Source organism: Amycolatopsis sp. NPDC051128 (assembly GCF_040682715.1).
GTDB lineage: Bacteria > Actinomycetota > Actinomycetes > Mycobacteriales > Pseudonocardiaceae > Amycolatopsis.
In genome coordinates, this window is the sequence record NZ_JBFBBN010000001.1 from 156,376 (window position 1) to 172,159 (window position 15,784).

Genomic DNA, 15,784 nt, shown 5'->3' on the forward strand with positions numbered 1-15,784 from the left:
CATGAAGGACCCGGGTGTCTGGCAGCGGCCCACGCTCGGGGCCGTGGCCGCACGGGCCGGAGTGTCCACGGCCACGGTGTCGAACGCGCTCAACGGCACCGGACGGCTCTCCGAGGCGACCAAGCAGCGTGTGCTCGCCGCGGCACGCGAACTCGGTTACGCCCCTGCCAGCACAGCCCAGGCCGTGGCCTGCGGCAACACGGGAGTGCTCGGCCTGACGATGACGACGTACGGCGAACTCCCCGTCGCCTACACCGAGATCCCCTACTACGCCCAACTGACGCTGGGCGCGATGGCGGCGGCGCACGAGCGCGGCTACCTGCTCACGGTGCTGCCGAGTTCGCTGGCGCCGTGGATGTGGCTCAACACGCCGATGGACGGCGTCATCCACGTCGCACCGCGCGCCGACGACCCGGTGTGTGCCCTGCTGCGGGAGCGTGGCATCCCGATGGTCAGCGACGGCAGGCCGCCGCGGCCGCGCTGGGGCGACGCGTGGGTGGACCCCGACCACGACGTGGCCCTGCGCCTCCTGCTCGACCACCTCACCGACGCCGGCGCCCGGCGGATCGGGCTCACCCTGCCCCGGCACGACGACGCCTACCCGCTCCTGATCGGACGCGCCTACGCATCCTGGTGCGCCGAACGTGACGTGCCCGCCCTCGTCGAGGAGTACGCCTCGCTGCCCGACTACTTCACGGCCGAACGGGACGCGGCCGGCCGGCTGCTCGGCCGCGTTCCACGACCGGACGCCGTCATCGGGGTCTATTCCGACTCCGGTCACAACATCCTCGCCGCGGCCCGGCACCACGGGCTCCGGGTACCGCGGGATCTGCTGGTGGCGTGCGTCAGCGAGGATCCGGACTACGCGACGACGACCCCGCCGATCACCACGGTCAGCCTTCGTCCGGACCGGGTGGGCGAGGAGGCGGTCGACCTGCTGCTCGCCCTCATCAACGCCCGCACCGGGGCGGATCGACGTCGTCTCGTGCAGCCGGAGCTGGTCCCTCGCCGGTCCACCCGGCACGCGGCCGCCGAACGCCGGTCGTGAGTGGTAAAGAGGGTTAACCTCTTTACCACTCACGACAAGCCGTGGCCGGCCATCGAACCGCCACCTGCCCGGGCGCATCGCCAGGCCTGCTGTCAACGAACTTCTTGCGTGCGGTCTACAGGAAGTACAGGCGGGAGAGCGCGACCGACAGCTCGGCGGTTCGGAGGAAACCGGCTCGCCGTCGACCGAAGATCCCGACCTCGCTGATGGCAGGCTTCGTCACCAGCGTCCCGGCGTTGTTGACCACCACATCCAGCCGGCCGAACCGCTCCTGGGCGGCCACGACAGCGTCGAACACCTGCACTCGATCGGTGACGTCCACGCGCAGCGGCAGCACCACGCCTGAACGACGGCATCATCGGCAAGATCAGCGACGGTCGACATACCCGGCTGAGCCGGTCCCAAAGGAACCGGCTCAGCGTTGTCGCGCGGATACCTCAGGGGATGATGACGTTGTTTCCGGTACCGCCATCGAGGATGTCGTTGCCGCCCCGGCCCTCGAGCCGATCGTCACCGACGCCGCCGAACAGCTCGTCGTTGCCCGGGGTACCGATCAAGGTATCGTTGCCTCCGGGTGTCAGAATCGGACTGGCATCGCCGCTCTCGATGAGAGTCTCGACCGTGCCGGCGGTCAGCCCGCCGGCATCGATGACGTCATCGCCGGCATTTCCGCGCACCGCGAAAAACTGCGCGCCGGTGACCAGTACGGCCCCGGACCCGGCCCCGCTCACCGAAACGCCCTTGGCCGACGTGCCGCTGATCCTGATCCGATCCGGGCCGTCCGTGCCGGCGATATTGAATAGGTTCCGCAAGCCGGGATTGGGATTGACGAAGGAGCCGAGGTCGACCCGCATCACGCTGATGTCGGTGCCGAGCCCCTCGACGGCCACCGTGTTCGGGCGCGCATCGGTCGGGCCGGAGGCCAGGTTCAGCTTCACCTGCTCGACTCCACCGACGTCCATCACGTCCTGAATCACGGTGCTCGGGGCGGTGGGCTGGACGCGGTGCACCGTTGTCCGTGGTCCGTTTGCGCTGACGAAGACAGATTCGATGAAGGACGGAATCGTGGGGGATCCGTTGACGATCAGGCTGTCGGTCCCGGCGCCGCCATCGAGGTGGTCGTTGCCGTCGCCGGTGTTGAGAGTGAACTCGTCGGCGTCCGCGCCCAGGCTCACTGTGTCGTTGCCGGGGCCCCCGACCACCCTGTCGTTGCCAGGGCCTCCGACAATGTTGTCGGCGCCCGAACCACCGGTGATTTTGTCGCGTCCGTCGCCGCCGATGAACTCCCCCTGTGGCATGACGCCGTTGGTCTCATCGAATTTCAGGGTGTCGTCGCCGGCTCCGCCATCCATGTGGATCAGTGATACGTTGGCGGTCGTTGCGGTTCCGCCCAACACGACGGCGCCGTTGAGGGTGATGGTGCCGGCCGGGGTTCTGCCTGCTACGAGGCCGTTGTTCCCCGCGTCGCCGGTGACGGTGAGCACGGACCCGCGCAGCACCACGGCGACGCCGGCCGGAGCGGCGTGCGCCGGCACAGCGGTCAGCCCGGCAGCCCCGATCATGGCGGTGCCGGCGACGAGCGGGCCGATGACAGTCCGACGAAATCTGCGTCGACTGAACATGTGCGATCTCCTGATTGTCATTGTTGATCCGGTCGCTTGCCGCGGTCCGGAAGGGGACGGTGACAGAGCTCTGATCTGCTGCGCCGCGCGGCTGCTTGAGCGGTGACAGCGGCTGCGAAATCATCTTCATGCTGTTCGAGTGTGCTCAATCGGCGAACGTTTGCGGCCGATGCCAAGCCTGAGCCAGAGCGGGCCGCCGGGCATCCACGCGAGCCCGTCGGCGAATGTCGGTCCTGAGACGTTTCGCGGGCCTGGCTCAGCCGCAGTTGAAGATCTGCGGCCCGTCCCAGTTGGTACGCCATTCGGTGGGCGTCGTGGTGATGCAGTCGTACCGGAAGTTCAACGCGACCCAACCGGACTGGGAGGAGACGCGAACGCCATTGCGCCAGACCTCGAGCGTGATCGTTCTTACGCCGCAGGCCGGGTTTTCGGGGGCTTCGGCGTCGGCGATGATCGCTGCGACCGGCTGCTGGTAAATTTCGTGAAATACCAGGCACTTGTGGCCGGCCGGCGTGGCGGCAGCGGGTGTGGCGGCGGCCAGGGTCACCGCCAGCGCCGCGGTACCGATGAGCGCGAGTGTGCGGGTGGTCGTCTTCATGATCGGGTCAGCCTCCGGTCGGTCGGCAATGGGCTTTCCTGCCTGCCTCCGAGCGTTGACCCACGGCGGCGTCCGCGGCGCAATCCCGAACGATTCCGGACGCAAGACCAGCCGGATTGTTAACAACGCCCCGGACATCCCCGATAGTTCGGGGTGAAGGGGGCTGTGATGAGTGTGCCACCGGCGGACCGTGCGTTCCTCGTCCCACCGGATCCCGGCCGCGCCGGCTCGCTCGACGAGCTGATCGAAGCGTTGCGGTCACTGAAGATCTGGGCCGGAGACCCGTCCTACCAAACGATCAAGGACCGCGTGAACACGGCGTGGCTGGCCGAAGGCAGGCCCCAAGCCGAGCTGACCGGCAAGACCACCGTCGCCGACTGTTTCCGGACCGGCCGGCGGCGGGTCAACACCGACCTCGTGCTCGCCGTGGCGACCGCGCTGCACCCGGACCTCGGGTACGTGACGCAGTGGCGGCAGGCGCTGCAGGTAATCGGCGCACAGGCCAAAGCGGGATCGCAGGTGCGGGTTCAAGACCAGTTGCCGGCCGACCTGGCCGGGTTCACCGGCCGGACTACTGAGCTCGAGCGGCTCCGCCGGGCCTGCGCCGAGGGCGGCGCGGTGACGATCACCGGGATGGCGGGGATCGGCAAGAGCCGGCTCGCCGTGCGCGCCGGGCACCTGCTGGTCCGGGACGGGCTGGTCGACCGGGTGTTGTTCGTCAACCTGCGCGGGGTCCACCCCGATCCGGCCCAGCCACCGGCCGAGCCGGCCGCGGTGCTGGACGGATTCCTGCGCCTGCTGGGTGTATCCGGGCAGCAGATCCCGCACGACCTGGCCGCCAGGGCCGCTGCCTACCGAGCCCGGCTGGCCGGCACCCGGACGCTCGTCGTGCTGGACAACGCCGCCGACGCCGGCCACGCCCGCGCGCTGCTGCCGGAGACGCCAGGCTGCCCGGTACTGGTCACCAGCCGTCGCGACCTCACCGGCCTGCACCCCGCTGTGCACCTGACGATGGACGTGTTCACCCCCGACGAGGCCGCGGCCTTCCTGACCTGGGCCGCGGCCGGGGTTCCGGCCGGTGACGACCCGGACGCCGCGGTCCGGATCGCCCGCCGCTGCGGCCACCTGCCGCTCGCGCTCGGGCTGATCACCGGGCACATCCGCAGCATGCCTGGCTGGACCCTCACCGACCACGCCGACCGGCTCGACGAGCGGCACCGGGACCGGCGCTTGGACACCGGCGTGGAACTCGCCTTCGACGTGTCCTACCGGTACCTGCCCGCCGACGAGCAACGACTGCTGCGGCTGGTGGCGCTGCACCCCGGCCAGGACCTCGACGCCCACGCCGCCGCGGCGCTGGCCGACAGCGACCTGCCCACCGCACCAGCGCTTCTGGACCGCCTGTGCCGAGACCACCTGCTCCAGCAGGACATCCCGGGCCGCTACACCCTCCACGACCTGGTCCGTGCCTACGCCACCGGCCGGGCGAGTGACCAAGACCCGCCGCCCACGCGTCGCGCGGCGCTGACTCGCCTGTTCGACTTCTACCTCGCGGCGGCCACCGCCGCGATGGACACGCTGCACCCGGCCGAGACGAACCGTCGGCCGCTGGCCGACCAGGCCGCCAAGCCGGTGCCGGATCTGACCGAGCCGGATCGCGCCCGGGCCTGGCTGGACACCGAACGGGTCGCCCTGGTCGCCGTCACCGCCCACACCGCCGCCCACGGCTGGCCCGGCCACACCGCCCGGCTCGCCGCCACCCTGTTCCGATACCTCAGCGGCGGGTACTTCACCGACGCCCTGGCCGTGTTCGGTCACGCCCGCGACGCAGCCCGGCACGCCGGCGACCCGCAGGCAGAAGCCCAGGCAATGACCAGCGTCGGCGTCATCCAGATGAGCCTGAGCCGCTACCAACCGGCTGCAGAACTCCTCCGCCAGGCCCTGCGGCTGTTCCGGCAGGCCGGCGACCAGGCGGGCGAAGCCCGCGCCCTGACCAACCTCGGCGTCGTCGAGGGAACGCTGGGCCACAACCAGCCCGCCGCCGACCACCACATGCAAGCCGCGGCCCTGTTCCAGCAGACAGGCCACCAAACCGGCGAAGCCCATGCCCTGACCAACCTCGGCGACGTCGAAGGCCAGCTGGGCCGCACCGAGCCGGCCACCGACCACCTCGCCCAGGCGCTCGCTCTCTTCCGGCGGCTCGAGGACCGCACCGGCGAAGCCTGGGCGTTGACCAGCCTCGGCGAGGTCGAGTTGCGACTGGGCTGGTACGCGGCGGCGAGCGAACACCTCCAGCAGGCGCTGGCCCAGTACCGGCAGCTCGCCAACCCCGTCGGCGAGGCCTGGGCACTGAACCACCTCGGCACTCTCCACACCCATCTCGGCCTGGCCACCGGGCAGCACCAGCAGGCCGTCGCCTTGTTCCGCGAGATCGGCGACCGCAACGGCGAAGCCAGCGCGCTCAACGGCCTGGGCGAAGCCGACCACACCGCCGGCCGCCCGGCCGATGCCCTGACCCATCACTCCGCCGCGCACGCGATCGCGGTCGACCTCGGCCTCCGCGACGAGCAGGCCCGCGCCCACACCGGCCTCGGCAACGCCGAGCACACGCTCGGCAGGGCCGCTCGAGCCCGGCGGCACTACCGGAGCGCGCTGACCCTCTATATCGATCTCGGCATGCCCGAAGCCGACGAGGTCCGCGCCCACCTCGCCACCGACGCACAACGCTGCCGGGCGACCACGCTCGACAGCACCCGGTGATCGCCGGCTCCCACAGACGGAACCGAGGGTTCAGCGGGCAAGCTCACCGGATCTGCGCGCCGCCGCGCAGTGTCTCAGGCACTCCTCCAGCAACGGAGCCCTATCAGAGACGCACTGGACGCAAACCTGGTCCACAGTGGACCAACGTCAGCCACGATCATCAGTGTCCGCGTGAAGCTCCAATGCCGCGCCGCCCCTGACAGGCCAGCGCCACCTACGCCTTGTTATCGGCGGTTCGGGAACGGGCACTCACCTGGCTGGGGTTTCAGGCCGGGTCGCCCTGGGACAGCGCGGAGACGTCGGCCCAGTCCTGCCAGGTCTTGAGGCGCTCGGCGTAGACGTGGGGCACCATGTCCAGGCCCGCGGTGCCGAAGAAGACGCGCAGGGGCGGGGTGTCGGCGTCGACGATCTTCGACAGTGCGGGTCCGGCCGCGGAAGGGTCGCCGATCTTCATGTCCTGCCAGCCGGCGGCCATGGCCGCGCGCACCTCGTCGTAGGCGGGCAGCTGCTCGGTGAAGGTGGCGGAGGCGCCGGACCAGTCGGTGGCGAAGCCGCCGGGCTCGACCAGGGTGACCTTGATCCCGAAGCCGGCAACTTCCTGGGCGAGGGACTCGGTCAGTCCTTCCACGGCCCACTTGGAGGCGTGGTAGCCCCCGAGGTTGGGGAAGGTCATCACGCCACCGATGGTGGAGATCTGCACGATGTGACCACTGCCCTGCTCGCGCAGCAGGGGCAGCGCGGCCTGGGTTACCCACAGGGCGCCGAAGAAGTTGGTCTCCATCTGGTCGCGGACCTGCTGCTCGGTCAGTTCCTCGACCGTGCCGAACAGGCCGTAACCGGCGTTGTTGACCACGACGTCCAGGCGGCCGAAGTGGACGTGCGCCCGCTGGACGGCCTCGGTGGCGGCGGCCTTGTCGGTGACGTCGAGGGTCAGCGGAAGGATCGCGTCGCCGTGGGCGGCCTGCAGGTCCTTCAGGGAATCGGTGTTGCGGGCGGTGGCCGCGACCTTGTCGCCGCGCTCCAGGGCCGCCTCGGCGAACTGGCGGCCGAAGCCGCGCGAGGAACCGGTGATGAACCAGATCTTGCTCATGGAAGCTCTCCTACTCGATACGAGGTATTACACAGAGACTGTAACTCTTACTGAGACTCCGTTTCAAGTTGAGCTTGCGTGTATCCTTCGGGTATGACTGATTTCACCGGTACTGCTGCCCGCTCCGCGGCCAAGCCCGGGCTGCGTGAGCGCATGCGAGCGACGGTCCGGGCCGAAGTGACGGAGGTGGCGCTGCGGCTTTTCATCGAGCAAGGGTTCGACCGGACGACCGTCGAGCAGATCGCCGCGGAGGCGGGGCTGTCGCGCGCCAGCCTGTTCCGGCACTTCGGCACGAAAGAAGACATCGTTCTGGGCGACCTGGAGGAGATCGGCCGCCAGATCGCCGACGCGCTCGCCGCCCGGCCCGACCAGGAGCAGCCCTGGGAGGCGCTACGCTGGGCGTTCGACGCGATGACCCTCAGGTACGAGACCGCACCCAAGCAGACCCTCAGCTACCTGCGGATGCTCCAGGACACACCCTCACTGCGCGCCCGGCACTACGAAAAGCAACTGCGCTGGCAGGAAATGATGATCCCGGAGATCACCCGGCGACTCGGGGCCAGTCCTGACCGGCCGGAGGACCCCAGGCCGACCGCTCTTGTCGCAGCTGCCCTCGCCTGCCTTGACGCAGCATCAACGGGATGGCTGGCCTGCGAGGGAGCTGTTCCACTGCCTGTGCTGCTCGACCGCGCGATGGGCGCCATCACCGAGTAGCCCCCGCGCAAACGCCAAGGGCAACCCAGCGACCAGTCGGCGGTGCCGTGGGTGACAACGGCGTCCACGAGGTGGTCGCTGCCGGGCTTGGCGAGGTCTTCGGCGGTGAACCACCTCCGTTTCCAGTTGGTGAGGGCGTTCTTCGGGTTTGGGCGAGTGATCCGCTACTGGGCCCATGTCGCGATCCGTTCCGCGATCGCTTCGGGGGCCTCGATGTGCAGGAAGTGACCGACGTCGGGGACGATCTCCTGCGCGTGCGGGGCGGCGAACCGATGTCGGTCGTCGGCCTGCGGGGGGAGGATGCAGTCGTCGTCGGCACCGTGGAGCTGCAGCATGGGCACCGTGATCGGACGAGACAGGCGGCGCGCCGCCCCGAGCATGCCGGGTCGCAGCATCGCTCGGTAGTACTTGATGGGCGCGGGCATGCTCGCCCGCAGGTGCTCGTGTAGCTCCGCCTGGACAGCTGGATCGAGCGAGAGGCTGGGCGACCACTGACGCCAGAGGTGGTCGATGAGGGCGAGATCGTGGGCGGTGGCGATCCAGCCGCTTCCCGGCAGTTGAAAGAGCCCCATGTACCAGCTCCGGCGTAGCTGAGCGAGGCGCGGCTGGCTCAGGAACGTGAGTGGGTGGGGGATGGCGAGCGTGACCGCGCGTTCGATCCGCTCCGGTGCGGTGACGCAGGCATCGTAGGTGATGAAGGCGCCCCAGTCGTGGCCGATCAGCTCCACGGCTCGCCCGGGAGACCAGCGGTCGATCAGGGCGAGCGCGTCGCTGGTGAGGGATGCGAAGTCGAACGGCCCCGCGGTGGGGGACGGCGCGTAGCCGCGTAGCCAGGGTGCGAGGACGTGACGTCCGCGGCGGCCGAGCTCGGCAAGGAAGGGCTTCGCGGTCGGCGGATGGTCGGGGAAGCCGTGCAAGACGAGCGTCGGCTGGCCGTCGGGATCGCCACCCTGCAGCGCGTGAAAGGTGCCGTGTGGCAGGTCGAAGGTGACGTGTTCGAATTCCATGTGCGTCAGCCGGCCAGTCGGTTGAGCTTGCGGATTTGTTTGTCGAAGGCGCGCGCGGGCACGAACCGGCGCAGGAGGCTGACGCGTGCGGCCATCGGGCCGGCGGGGTAGCGGAGCTTGGGCTGGGAATCGGTGGCGGCCGTGACGATCACCTTCGCGACTACGGCGGGGTCGTCGGCGGTGCGCAAGGCCGTGGCCAGCACGTCTCGGGAGACCTCCCGCTGCGCGGCGTAGAGCGGTAGTGGCGAGTCGGGGGCCAGGCTGCTCGCCTCGAAACTCGTGCTCGTGTAGGTCGGCTCGACCAGCAGCATCCGGACGCCGTGCTCGCGAAGCTCGTGGTCGACGGACTCGGAGTAGCCCTCGACCGCGTGCTTGGTGGCGGCGTAGACGGCCATGAAGGGCGCTGGGACCCGACCCATCATCGAGGAGACGTTGACCACGCGGCCACTGCCGTGGGCGCGCATGTGGGGCAGCACTGCGTTTGTCATCCGCATCAGGCCGAAGACGTTGATGTCGAAGACCTCCTTGGCTTGGTTGATCGAGCTTTCCTCGCCGGCGCCGATCGCGCCCACGCCTGCGTTGTTGACCAGGACGTCGATCCGGCCGAACCGCTCGATCACCTCCTCGACCAGGGAGCGGACCGACTCGTCGCCGGCCACGTCGAGATCGAGGAACGTCACCCCGGCGAGCGGCTGGGCGTTCGCGGCGTTGCGGCTCGTGCCGACCACCGCGAAGCCGGCGTTCACGAGGGCGAGCGCGGCCGCCCGCCCGATCCCGGAGGAGGCGCCCGTCACGAGGGCTACTGGGGTAGTTGTCTGCATGGTGGTTCCTTTGGTTGTGGGCATGACTTTGTCGTGCGCTGTGCGGGTCGCCTGTGCTCAGGTCGACACGGTTGGCACCGGCCTGGTCCGCGTCCGGAAGGACGAAGGCCACGAGGCCGCGCAGGTCTTGGGGAATGGAGGGGTCTTCGGGCCCGACGTGCTGCTGCGGCAAGACGATGTGTTTTGCTCCGGAGCGCTCAGTGGCTCGGGGCAGCCGCCAGTTCGGGCAGGCGAGTGTTGTTCTGCAGCGCCCATCGCATGGTCCGTGGTGGGTGCCCGAGCAGGGTTTCCAGTTGGTCGGAGAGGACGTCGTACCGCCCGCTGGCGATCAGCCTGGTCTGGGTCTTCAGGTGCGCCGCCACGTGCCGGGCCGTGGCCGGGCCGCCGAGGGACTCCTGCAGGACGGTCTCGTCGATGAAGGCCTCGTTCCAGGCCTCCACTTCCTCGGGGATGTAGGTGACCGGGCGTCCCAGCACGGCGGCGTAGTCCTCAGCGAACCCGTACATGTCCTTCAGTTCCGGGCCGGTGAGCGCGTAGGACTTCGAGATGTGCGGTGCGGGGTCGGCCAGTATCTTCACGCACACCTCTGCCAGGTCGTGAACGGCGATGGGCGCGAGCCGCTGGTTGCCGAAGGGCAGGCGCAGTTCACCGTTGCTCAGCGGGCCCAGGAGCATCCAGGTCAGATGGGGGTTCTCGGCGAACAGGGTCGCACGCACGTTGACGGTCGGGAGGCCGGACCAGTCCAGCACCCGCTCGCAGATCCAGTGCGCCCGCTGCTGCGGTGACCAGTCGGTGACCAGTCCGCCGAGCCAGGAACGCCGCTCCTCGTCCGGTGTGGTCATCTTCTCGAGCGTCATGTACGACTGCTCGTAGTTGGACATGTGCACGAAGGCCTCGATGTCGCCCTGGGCTCGCGCCGCCGCGGCCATCAAGGTGAGGGCGTCGGCGTAGTACGGCTGCGGGGTCATGCTGAAGTAGATGCGCTTGACACCCTTCAGCGCGGCGGCCACGTCCGCGAGTGTGAGCAGGTCACCGACGAAGACCTCGGCCCCGGCCTCGCGCAGCGACTGCGCGCGTTCGTCGTCCCGTCGCACGAACGCGCGCACCGGGTGGCCCTGTTCGAGCAGCATGTCGACCATCACCCTGCTCACGCCACCGACTTGGCCGCCGGCGCCCGTGATCAGGATGGGATTGCGCTCGGTCATTGTCGTGTCCTTCATATGGTTGGGGTCCCTTTTGGGCTTACCTCGGCGATCGCTGGAGGGCCGCGTCGGTGTCCGCGGTGGCCAGCATCCTGTTGATGTCGGCGCCGGCCAGTGCACCGGCCGCTGCGGAGGCCCCGACCTGGGCGACCAGATCGGTGGCGTTGCCGGCCACCCACACCCCCGGCGCCTCGGTGGTGCCGGCCGTGCCGGAGGCGAAACCGGGGCCCTTGTTCGGCACGTCTTGCACCGGCAGGCGCAGACCTTCCAGGCCCTGGGTGCGGGCCTGCATCGGCGCGGCGACCGCGAGGACGCGGCGGGCCACGATCTGGCCGTCGGCCAGGCGCACTCCGGCGAGGGCACCGTCCTCGTCGTTGACGACCTCGGTGACCGGGGTGTCGATGATGCGGATGCCGCGGGCGGCGAAGCGGGCGCGGCTGTCTTCGTCCAGGTCGGTGCCGTGGGTGAAGTAGGTCAGGTCCTCGGTCAGCTGGCGGAACAGCAATGCGTGGCCGATGGAGACCGGTCCGGTGGCGAGGACACCGATGGGCTCATCGCGCACTTCCCAGCCGTGGCAGTACGGGCAGTGCACCACGCTGTGCCCCCAATGCTCGGCGAGCCCGGGCACCTCCGGCAGCACATCGGTGAGGCCGGTGGCCACCAGGACGCGGCGGGCAGTGATGCCGCGACCGTCGGCCAGGGTGACGGTGAACCGCAGGTCCCCGTCCGCCGACGGGGCGGCAGGCTCGGCCGCGACCACCTCGCCGTGGACGACGCGTCCACCGTACTGGCGCACCTGCTCCCGGCCCCGTCGAAGGATCTCCGACGGCGGGGTGCCGTCGAAGACGATGAAGCCGTGCACGGCCTCGGCGGGCGCGTTGCGCGGGGAGCCGCTGTCGATCACGACGACCGAGCGACGGGAGCGGGCGAGGATCAGCGCACCGTTCAGCCCCGCGGCGCCCCCGCCGATCACCACCGCGTCGACGGTCCCCTCGGACAGTGCGTCGCTCGCGTACGGAGAAGTCGCCACAGCCATGGCCTCCTGCCTTTCCTTATCAGTCATGGTTCGGTCAACCCTTCGAGGTTCTGGGTGGTTGGGCGGTTCTGTACTGATCGGCCTTCAGGTGCGCGCGGAGGTCTGCAGGAACAGTTCGAGCAGTGCCAGCAGCGTCTCGGGAGCGTCCTCGGTCGGGAAGTGGCCGGAGCCCGGGATCTCGACCACTGGTGCGCCGGGATAGCTGAGCTTGAACGCCGGGATCACGTACTCGGGCAGCAGTGCGGTGTCGCGCATCCCGACCGCCAGCATCACCGGCAGGTCTCGCAGCGCGGCGACGGCTTCCATGGGCGGCGGGCCGGGCGGCGGGCCCTGCGGACCCTCCAGGACCTGCCGGGGGAACGCGATGATCCCGCGGCTCTGCGCCGGGGTGGGGAAGGGGCTGGAGTAGGCGCGGATCCAGGTCGGCGTGGCGATATCCGGCCGGGCGATATGTTGCAGATCGATCATCAGGTGGGCGATGGTGTGACCCGCGTGTCCGAGGATCTGCTCGAACGAGCCGTCCGCGAGCGCCGAGCGGGCCCACTGGAACCACCGGCTCTCGGCGCCGTTGGCCTTCATCAGATCGTCGATGCCCTCGGCGAGCGGCAGCACGGTGTTCACCGCGAAGATCCGGGAGATCCGGCTGGGATTACGCAAGGCGAACCCGGTGCCGATGGGGCCGCCCCAGTCACGGACCACCAGGGTGATGTCCGTGAGGTCGAGCGTGTCGACGAGCAACGATTCGAGATTCAGGATGTGTTCGCTCGCGTCGTAGGTGCGATCCTGGGGCGTCTCGCTCTTGCCGAAGCCCATGTGGTCGGGAACGACCACCCGATGGTGACGTGCCAGCGGCCCGATCAGGTGGCGCCACTCGTAGCCCCACGTGGGCTCACCGTGCAGCATCACGATCGTCTGACCGGGCCGCTCGGGGCCCTCGTCGACATAGTGCTGACGGAAGCCGGCAGCCTCGGTGAACCGGGCGGGATACGGCCACGTGCCGTCGAACGTCTCGTCAGCGGCAATCACGGGATATCGCGCCTTCCGGTGCGGTGTTGTCCGTACTGGCCGCGGTCATGAGGTCCTCCGAAGTATTGGTTTCCGAAGCAGCCTTCATCGGCTGGCTCGTTCTTGCGCCGAGCTGCGCACTACGCCCGGACCAAGCCTGTCCGGCCAGCTCAGGATGGTTATGTACTGAACTGTCATAAACCTACAGAGTTCTGTACTGAGTTGTCAACTACGGCAGGTCGGCGCTACCTTCGGGGTATGGCAAGACCACGAAGCTTCGACCGCGACCACGTCCTGCATGCCGCCGAGCGGCAGTTCCGCACCACGGGCTACAACGGCACGAGCGTCGACGACCTCAGCGCCGCCACCGGCCTGGGCCGCGGCAGCCTCTATGCCGCGTTCGACGGCAAGCACGGCGTACTGCTACAGGCGATGACCGGGTACTTCGCCCGGCTGGGGCAGTTTGCGCCGCAGGCGCTCGCCGGACCGGACGAGGGCGCCCTGGAACGACTGCGCAGGTACTTGCACCGCGCCGTCAACGGGGTGCCACTCGCCGACGACGTACCCCCCGCCCCCGACCGGGCGGCCGCGGCCTGCTTCGCCGCCAAAATGGCCCTGGAACTCGGCGCCTCCGACCCCGAGGTGGAACGCACGGCCAAAGCCTGCTTCTCCGCGGTCGCGACAGCGCTGGCCGAGTGCGTGCGAGCGGCGCAGCGCAACGGCGACATCGCCCCCGACGCGGATCCCGACGACCTTGCCTACCTTCTGCTGACCATCATCCGCGGAATCGATGTCGTCGGCGCGGCCGGCCACAGTCCCGCCCGCCTGACCTCGATCGCGGAGAGCGCGTTCGCATTGTTGCCTCGCCCGCGCCACCGCTGAGAAGGGCACTGCCGGCCCTCGTTGCACAGGCATCTGATGCGGTCAGCCCACTGCGACGCCGGAGACACGGCCAGTAGGTTTACGCGCCGCAGGGCGGTCGTCTGGGCGGTTGGCGAAGAACTGCGCCCGCATCCCGTCGAGTTGCTCCACCGCATGCGCGCTGCGGTTCCCGGGCGCAGAACAACCCAGCGCCACGACCAGATCGAGGTGGCCACCCAGGTCGGCGCCGCCGGCAAGGAGGAGATCCCTGGGCGCCGTCCATGTCGATCGCGTCGGCCCAATCCTGCTCGGCGATGCCCGCCAGCAGCCGCCAGAGCGGGGCGATGCGCTTGGCGCCGATCGCGAACTTGCTGAATTCGCGTGACGATGAGTTGTGGTTGCTCGGCCTGGATGAAGTGCGCCGAGGCGACCTGTTCGTGGCGCCCGTCGGGCAGGGTATCGGCGTAGTGGCGCCGGTGTTCGTTCATGGAGGCGTTCTGGCGTTCCCGTCCTGTGGCGGCGCGGGCCGCGGACAGCACGATCGTCGGGCATTTCGGGAGTTGGGGCGGCCGGGCGCGGAACTGCGGGATAGCGGCGGCCACCGCCCCCATCTCCTTGCGGGTCTGGGAGGTCCCGGCGGGGGTGAAGTTTTCGGCGAGCATGGTCTGGTAAGTATCGGCGGAGAACAAGTGCCGGACGTTGGCGCTGAACAGCCGGGCCAACGGGCGGAAACGACTGAGCGCCTGCGTCACGGCCAGCGCGCGGTCGATCTTCTTGGTGGTCTGGTCCCAGGCGTCGTACACCGGAGATGTCTCCGGTGTGGGGTCGACCAGCAACAGCCCTCGCAGTCGCGACCCCAGGCGTTCGGCGGCGCGGCGGGCGACGAGCCCGCCCATGCTGTGCGCGACGAGCAGGAACTCGCCCGGGACGACGGCCTCGGTCATAGAGACCAAGTCCGAGGCCATGTCATCGATGCCGACCTGCCCGGTGGTGCGTCCCCTGAGCGCGCGCCCAGCGCGGTCGTAGGCCACCAGCCGCGCCGTGTCGGCCAGCAGTGGCAGCAGCGGGTCCCAGAAGGTCCGGCCGCAGCCTCCGCCCGCCTCGAAGACCACCCAGTCCTGTCCCTGGCCGGACTCCTCGACGTAGACGGTTCGGCCGTTCACGGGCAGCCGCCACCCCGGGACGTCTCGCATGGCTCTTCCTCCGTCAATAGTTTGGGGATGAACACCGTCGATCTGCTCCTGCACCCCGTCCGCCTGCGGATCGTGCAGGCCCTGTCCGGTGGACGGGAGCTCACCACCACGCAGTTGTGCGCCGGCCTGCCCGACGTGTCGAAGGTGACCGTGTACCGGCAAGTGCGCCCCTCGTCGACGGGGGTTTCCTGGAGGTCGCCGGCGAGCAGCGGGTGCGCGGGGCTGTCGAGCGCCGGTACCGACTGCGCCAGGACCGGCCCGTGATCGACGCTGACGCGGCCGCCGCAATGACGTTGGAGGATCACCGCCGTGGCTTCGCCGTCGCCATGGCCGTCCTGATCGCCGAGTTCAACGCCTACCTCGACCGCGACGCTGCCGACCCGACCGCAGACGGGGTGTCCTACCGGCAGGGCGTGCTCTGGCTCAGCCCTGACGAACTCGCCGAGATGACCCGCACGATGCTCGGGGTTCTGCGGCACGCGGTTGCCAACACGCCGGCGCCCGGCCGAGCGCCCTATCTGCTCAGCCCGATTCTCTTTCCGACCGCGCAGGCACTCCAGCCGGAAACGAGGCAATAGCCGACCTTTGCCACCGTCTCCACCTGCGCGGCCCGGATCCGCGATCCGACCCGGACATTGCAGCAATGATCACCATCGGACCTCTTGGCACGAACAACACGCGCTCATGCCACAGGCCATGCGGCGGCTGTCCGCTACTGCCGAAGAGCGGACAAACAAGCTGCGCACGGATGACTCCGCGCGTAGGTTCAGCGGGCTCGGTCGCCCTCGGTGGGGCCGAGAGTCGGTTGAGTACCAGCGGGAGAAGGT

At 69.4% G+C, this 15,784-nt stretch carries 14 protein-coding genes and 2 pseudogenes; 6 read left to right on the forward strand and 10 right to left on the reverse strand.

The window, feature by feature from the left end; genetic code table 11:
• Position 1: 1 nt before the first annotated feature.
• A complete protein-coding gene (locus AB0M82_RS00725) occupies positions 2-1,048 on the forward strand; it encodes a LacI family DNA-binding transcriptional regulator (RefSeq protein ID WP_364716150.1) in 1,047 nt (348 codons plus the stop codon).
• Positions 1,049-1,271: 223 nt separating this feature from the next.
• On the opposite strand, the pseudogene AB0M82_RS00730 reads toward AB0M82_RS00725, so the two are convergent.
• From AB0M82_RS00730 to AB0M82_RS00740, 3 genes and pseudogenes are all read right to left on the reverse strand, one after another.
• Positions 1,272-1,388 (reverse strand): annotated as a pseudogene (locus tag AB0M82_RS00730) (SDR family NAD(P)-dependent oxidoreductase); the annotation flags it as partial.
• A 97-nt stretch (positions 1,389-1,485) separates the two neighbouring features.
• Positions 1,486-2,670, reverse strand: coding sequence for a hypothetical protein (locus AB0M82_RS00735; protein ID WP_364716151.1), 1,185 nt, complete (start codon positions 2,668-2,670; stop codon positions 1,486-1,488).
• Between the two features lie 256 nt (positions 2,671-2,926).
• Positions 2,927-3,268 (reverse strand): hypothetical protein, encoded by a 342-nt coding sequence (locus tag AB0M82_RS00740; RefSeq protein WP_364716153.1) that lies wholly within the window; start codon positions 3,266-3,268, stop codon positions 2,927-2,929.
• Positions 3,269-3,436: 168 nt separating this feature from the next.
• Between AB0M82_RS00740 and AB0M82_RS00745 the strand changes: the two genes are divergently transcribed.
• On the forward strand, positions 3,437-6,028 hold the full coding sequence (locus AB0M82_RS00745) for a tetratricopeptide repeat protein (RefSeq protein ID WP_364716155.1): 2,592 nt from the start codon (positions 3,437-3,439) through the stop codon (positions 6,026-6,028).
• A 265-nt stretch (positions 6,029-6,293) separates the two neighbouring features.
• Here the strand turns inward: AB0M82_RS00745 and AB0M82_RS00750 are convergent, their stop codons facing one another.
• Complete coding sequence (locus AB0M82_RS00750; protein ID WP_364716157.1) at positions 6,294-7,118, reverse strand: SDR family oxidoreductase; 825 nt, start codon at positions 7,116-7,118, stop codon at positions 6,294-6,296.
• A gap of 93 nt (positions 7,119-7,211) precedes the next feature.
• Here AB0M82_RS00750 and AB0M82_RS00755 point away from each other — a divergent pair, with 93 nt between their 5' ends.
• Positions 7,212-7,832: a helix-turn-helix domain-containing protein gene (locus AB0M82_RS00755; protein ID WP_364716158.1), complete on the forward strand. Its 621-nt coding sequence runs from the start codon at positions 7,212-7,214 to the stop codon at positions 7,830-7,832.
• Positions 7,833-7,996: 164 nt separating this feature from the next.
• On the opposite strand, the gene AB0M82_RS00760 is transcribed toward AB0M82_RS00755, so the two are convergent.
• From AB0M82_RS00760 to AB0M82_RS00780, 5 genes are all read right to left on the reverse strand, one after another.
• Positions 7,997-8,839: an alpha/beta fold hydrolase gene (locus tag AB0M82_RS00760; protein ID WP_364716161.1), complete on the reverse strand. Its 843-nt coding sequence runs from the start codon at positions 8,837-8,839 to the stop codon at positions 7,997-7,999.
• A gap of 5 nt (positions 8,840-8,844) precedes the next feature.
• Positions 8,845-9,660, reverse strand: coding sequence for an oxidoreductase (locus AB0M82_RS00765; protein ID WP_364716163.1), 816 nt, complete (start codon positions 9,658-9,660; stop codon positions 8,845-8,847).
• Between the two features lie 197 nt (positions 9,661-9,857).
• On the reverse strand, positions 9,858-10,865 hold the full coding sequence (locus tag AB0M82_RS00770) for an NAD(P)H-binding protein (RefSeq protein WP_364716164.1): 1,008 nt from the start codon (positions 10,863-10,865) through the stop codon (positions 9,858-9,860).
• Positions 10,866-10,902: 37 nt separating this feature from the next.
• On the reverse strand, positions 10,903-11,892 hold the full coding sequence (locus tag AB0M82_RS00775; protein WP_364716167.1) for an NAD(P)/FAD-dependent oxidoreductase: 990 nt from the start codon (positions 11,890-11,892) through the stop codon (positions 10,903-10,905).
• Between the two features lie 90 nt (positions 11,893-11,982).
• A complete protein-coding gene (locus AB0M82_RS00780) occupies positions 11,983-12,924 on the reverse strand; it encodes an alpha/beta fold hydrolase (RefSeq protein ID WP_364716169.1) in 942 nt (313 codons plus the stop codon).
• 237 nt (positions 12,925-13,161) lie between these two features.
• On the opposite strand from AB0M82_RS00780, the gene AB0M82_RS00785 reads away from it, so the two are divergent.
• Positions 13,162-13,785 carry a TetR/AcrR family transcriptional regulator gene (locus tag AB0M82_RS00785; RefSeq protein WP_364716171.1) on the forward strand — a complete coding sequence of 208 codons (624 nt, stop codon included), beginning with the start codon at positions 13,162-13,164 and terminating at the stop codon, positions 13,783-13,785.
• Between the two features lie 374 nt (positions 13,786-14,159).
• On the opposite strand, the pseudogene AB0M82_RS00790 reads toward AB0M82_RS00785, so the two are convergent.
• Positions 14,160-14,957, reverse strand: a pseudogene (locus AB0M82_RS00790) (alpha/beta hydrolase); the annotation flags it as partial.
• 27 nt (positions 14,958-14,984) lie between these two features.
• Between AB0M82_RS00790 and AB0M82_RS00795 the strand changes: the two are divergent.
• Positions 14,985-15,221: a helix-turn-helix domain-containing protein gene (locus AB0M82_RS00795; RefSeq protein WP_364716173.1), complete on the forward strand. Its 237-nt coding sequence runs from the start codon at positions 14,985-14,987 to the stop codon at positions 15,219-15,221.
• Positions 15,218-15,535 (forward strand): hypothetical protein, encoded by a 318-nt coding sequence (locus AB0M82_RS00800; protein ID WP_364716175.1) that lies wholly within the window; start codon positions 15,218-15,220, stop codon positions 15,533-15,535. Before AB0M82_RS00795 ends, AB0M82_RS00800 begins: the two co-directional genes overlap by 4 nt.
• The last annotated feature ends 249 nt before the right edge of the window (positions 15,536-15,784 follow it).

Bases quoted from the DNA above. Each gene is read 5' to 3' on its own strand.
- AB0M82_RS00725 (WP_364716150.1), top strand. From the start codon at position 2: ATGAAGGACCCGGGTGTCTGGCAGCGGCCCACGCTCGGGGCCGTGGCC.
- AB0M82_RS00735 (WP_364716151.1), bottom strand. From the start codon at position 2,670: ATGTTCAGTCGACGCAGATTTCGTCGGACTGTCATCGGCCCGCTCGTC.
- AB0M82_RS00740 (WP_364716153.1), bottom strand. From the start codon at position 3,268: ATGAAGACGACCACCCGCACACTCGCGCTCATCGGTACCGCGGCGCTG.
- AB0M82_RS00745 (WP_364716155.1), top strand. From the start codon at position 3,437: ATGAGTGTGCCACCGGCGGACCGTGCGTTCCTCGTCCCACCGGATCCC.
- AB0M82_RS00750 (WP_364716157.1), bottom strand. From the start codon at position 7,118: ATGAGCAAGATCTGGTTCATCACCGGTTCCTCGCGCGGCTTCGGCCGC.
- AB0M82_RS00755 (WP_364716158.1), top strand. From the start codon at position 7,212: ATGACTGATTTCACCGGTACTGCTGCCCGCTCCGCGGCCAAGCCCGGG.
- AB0M82_RS00760 (WP_364716161.1), bottom strand. From the start codon at position 8,839: ATGGAATTCGAACACGTCACCTTCGACCTGCCACACGGCACCTTTCAC.
- AB0M82_RS00765 (WP_364716163.1), bottom strand. From the start codon at position 9,660: ATGCAGACAACTACCCCAGTAGCCCTCGTGACGGGCGCCTCCTCCGGG.
- AB0M82_RS00770 (WP_364716164.1), bottom strand. From the start codon at position 10,865: ATGACCGAGCGCAATCCCATCCTGATCACGGGCGCCGGCGGCCAAGTC.
- AB0M82_RS00785 (WP_364716171.1), top strand. From the start codon at position 13,162: ATGGCAAGACCACGAAGCTTCGACCGCGACCACGTCCTGCATGCCGCC.
- AB0M82_RS00795 (WP_364716173.1), top strand. From the start codon at position 14,985: ATGAACACCGTCGATCTGCTCCTGCACCCCGTCCGCCTGCGGATCGTG.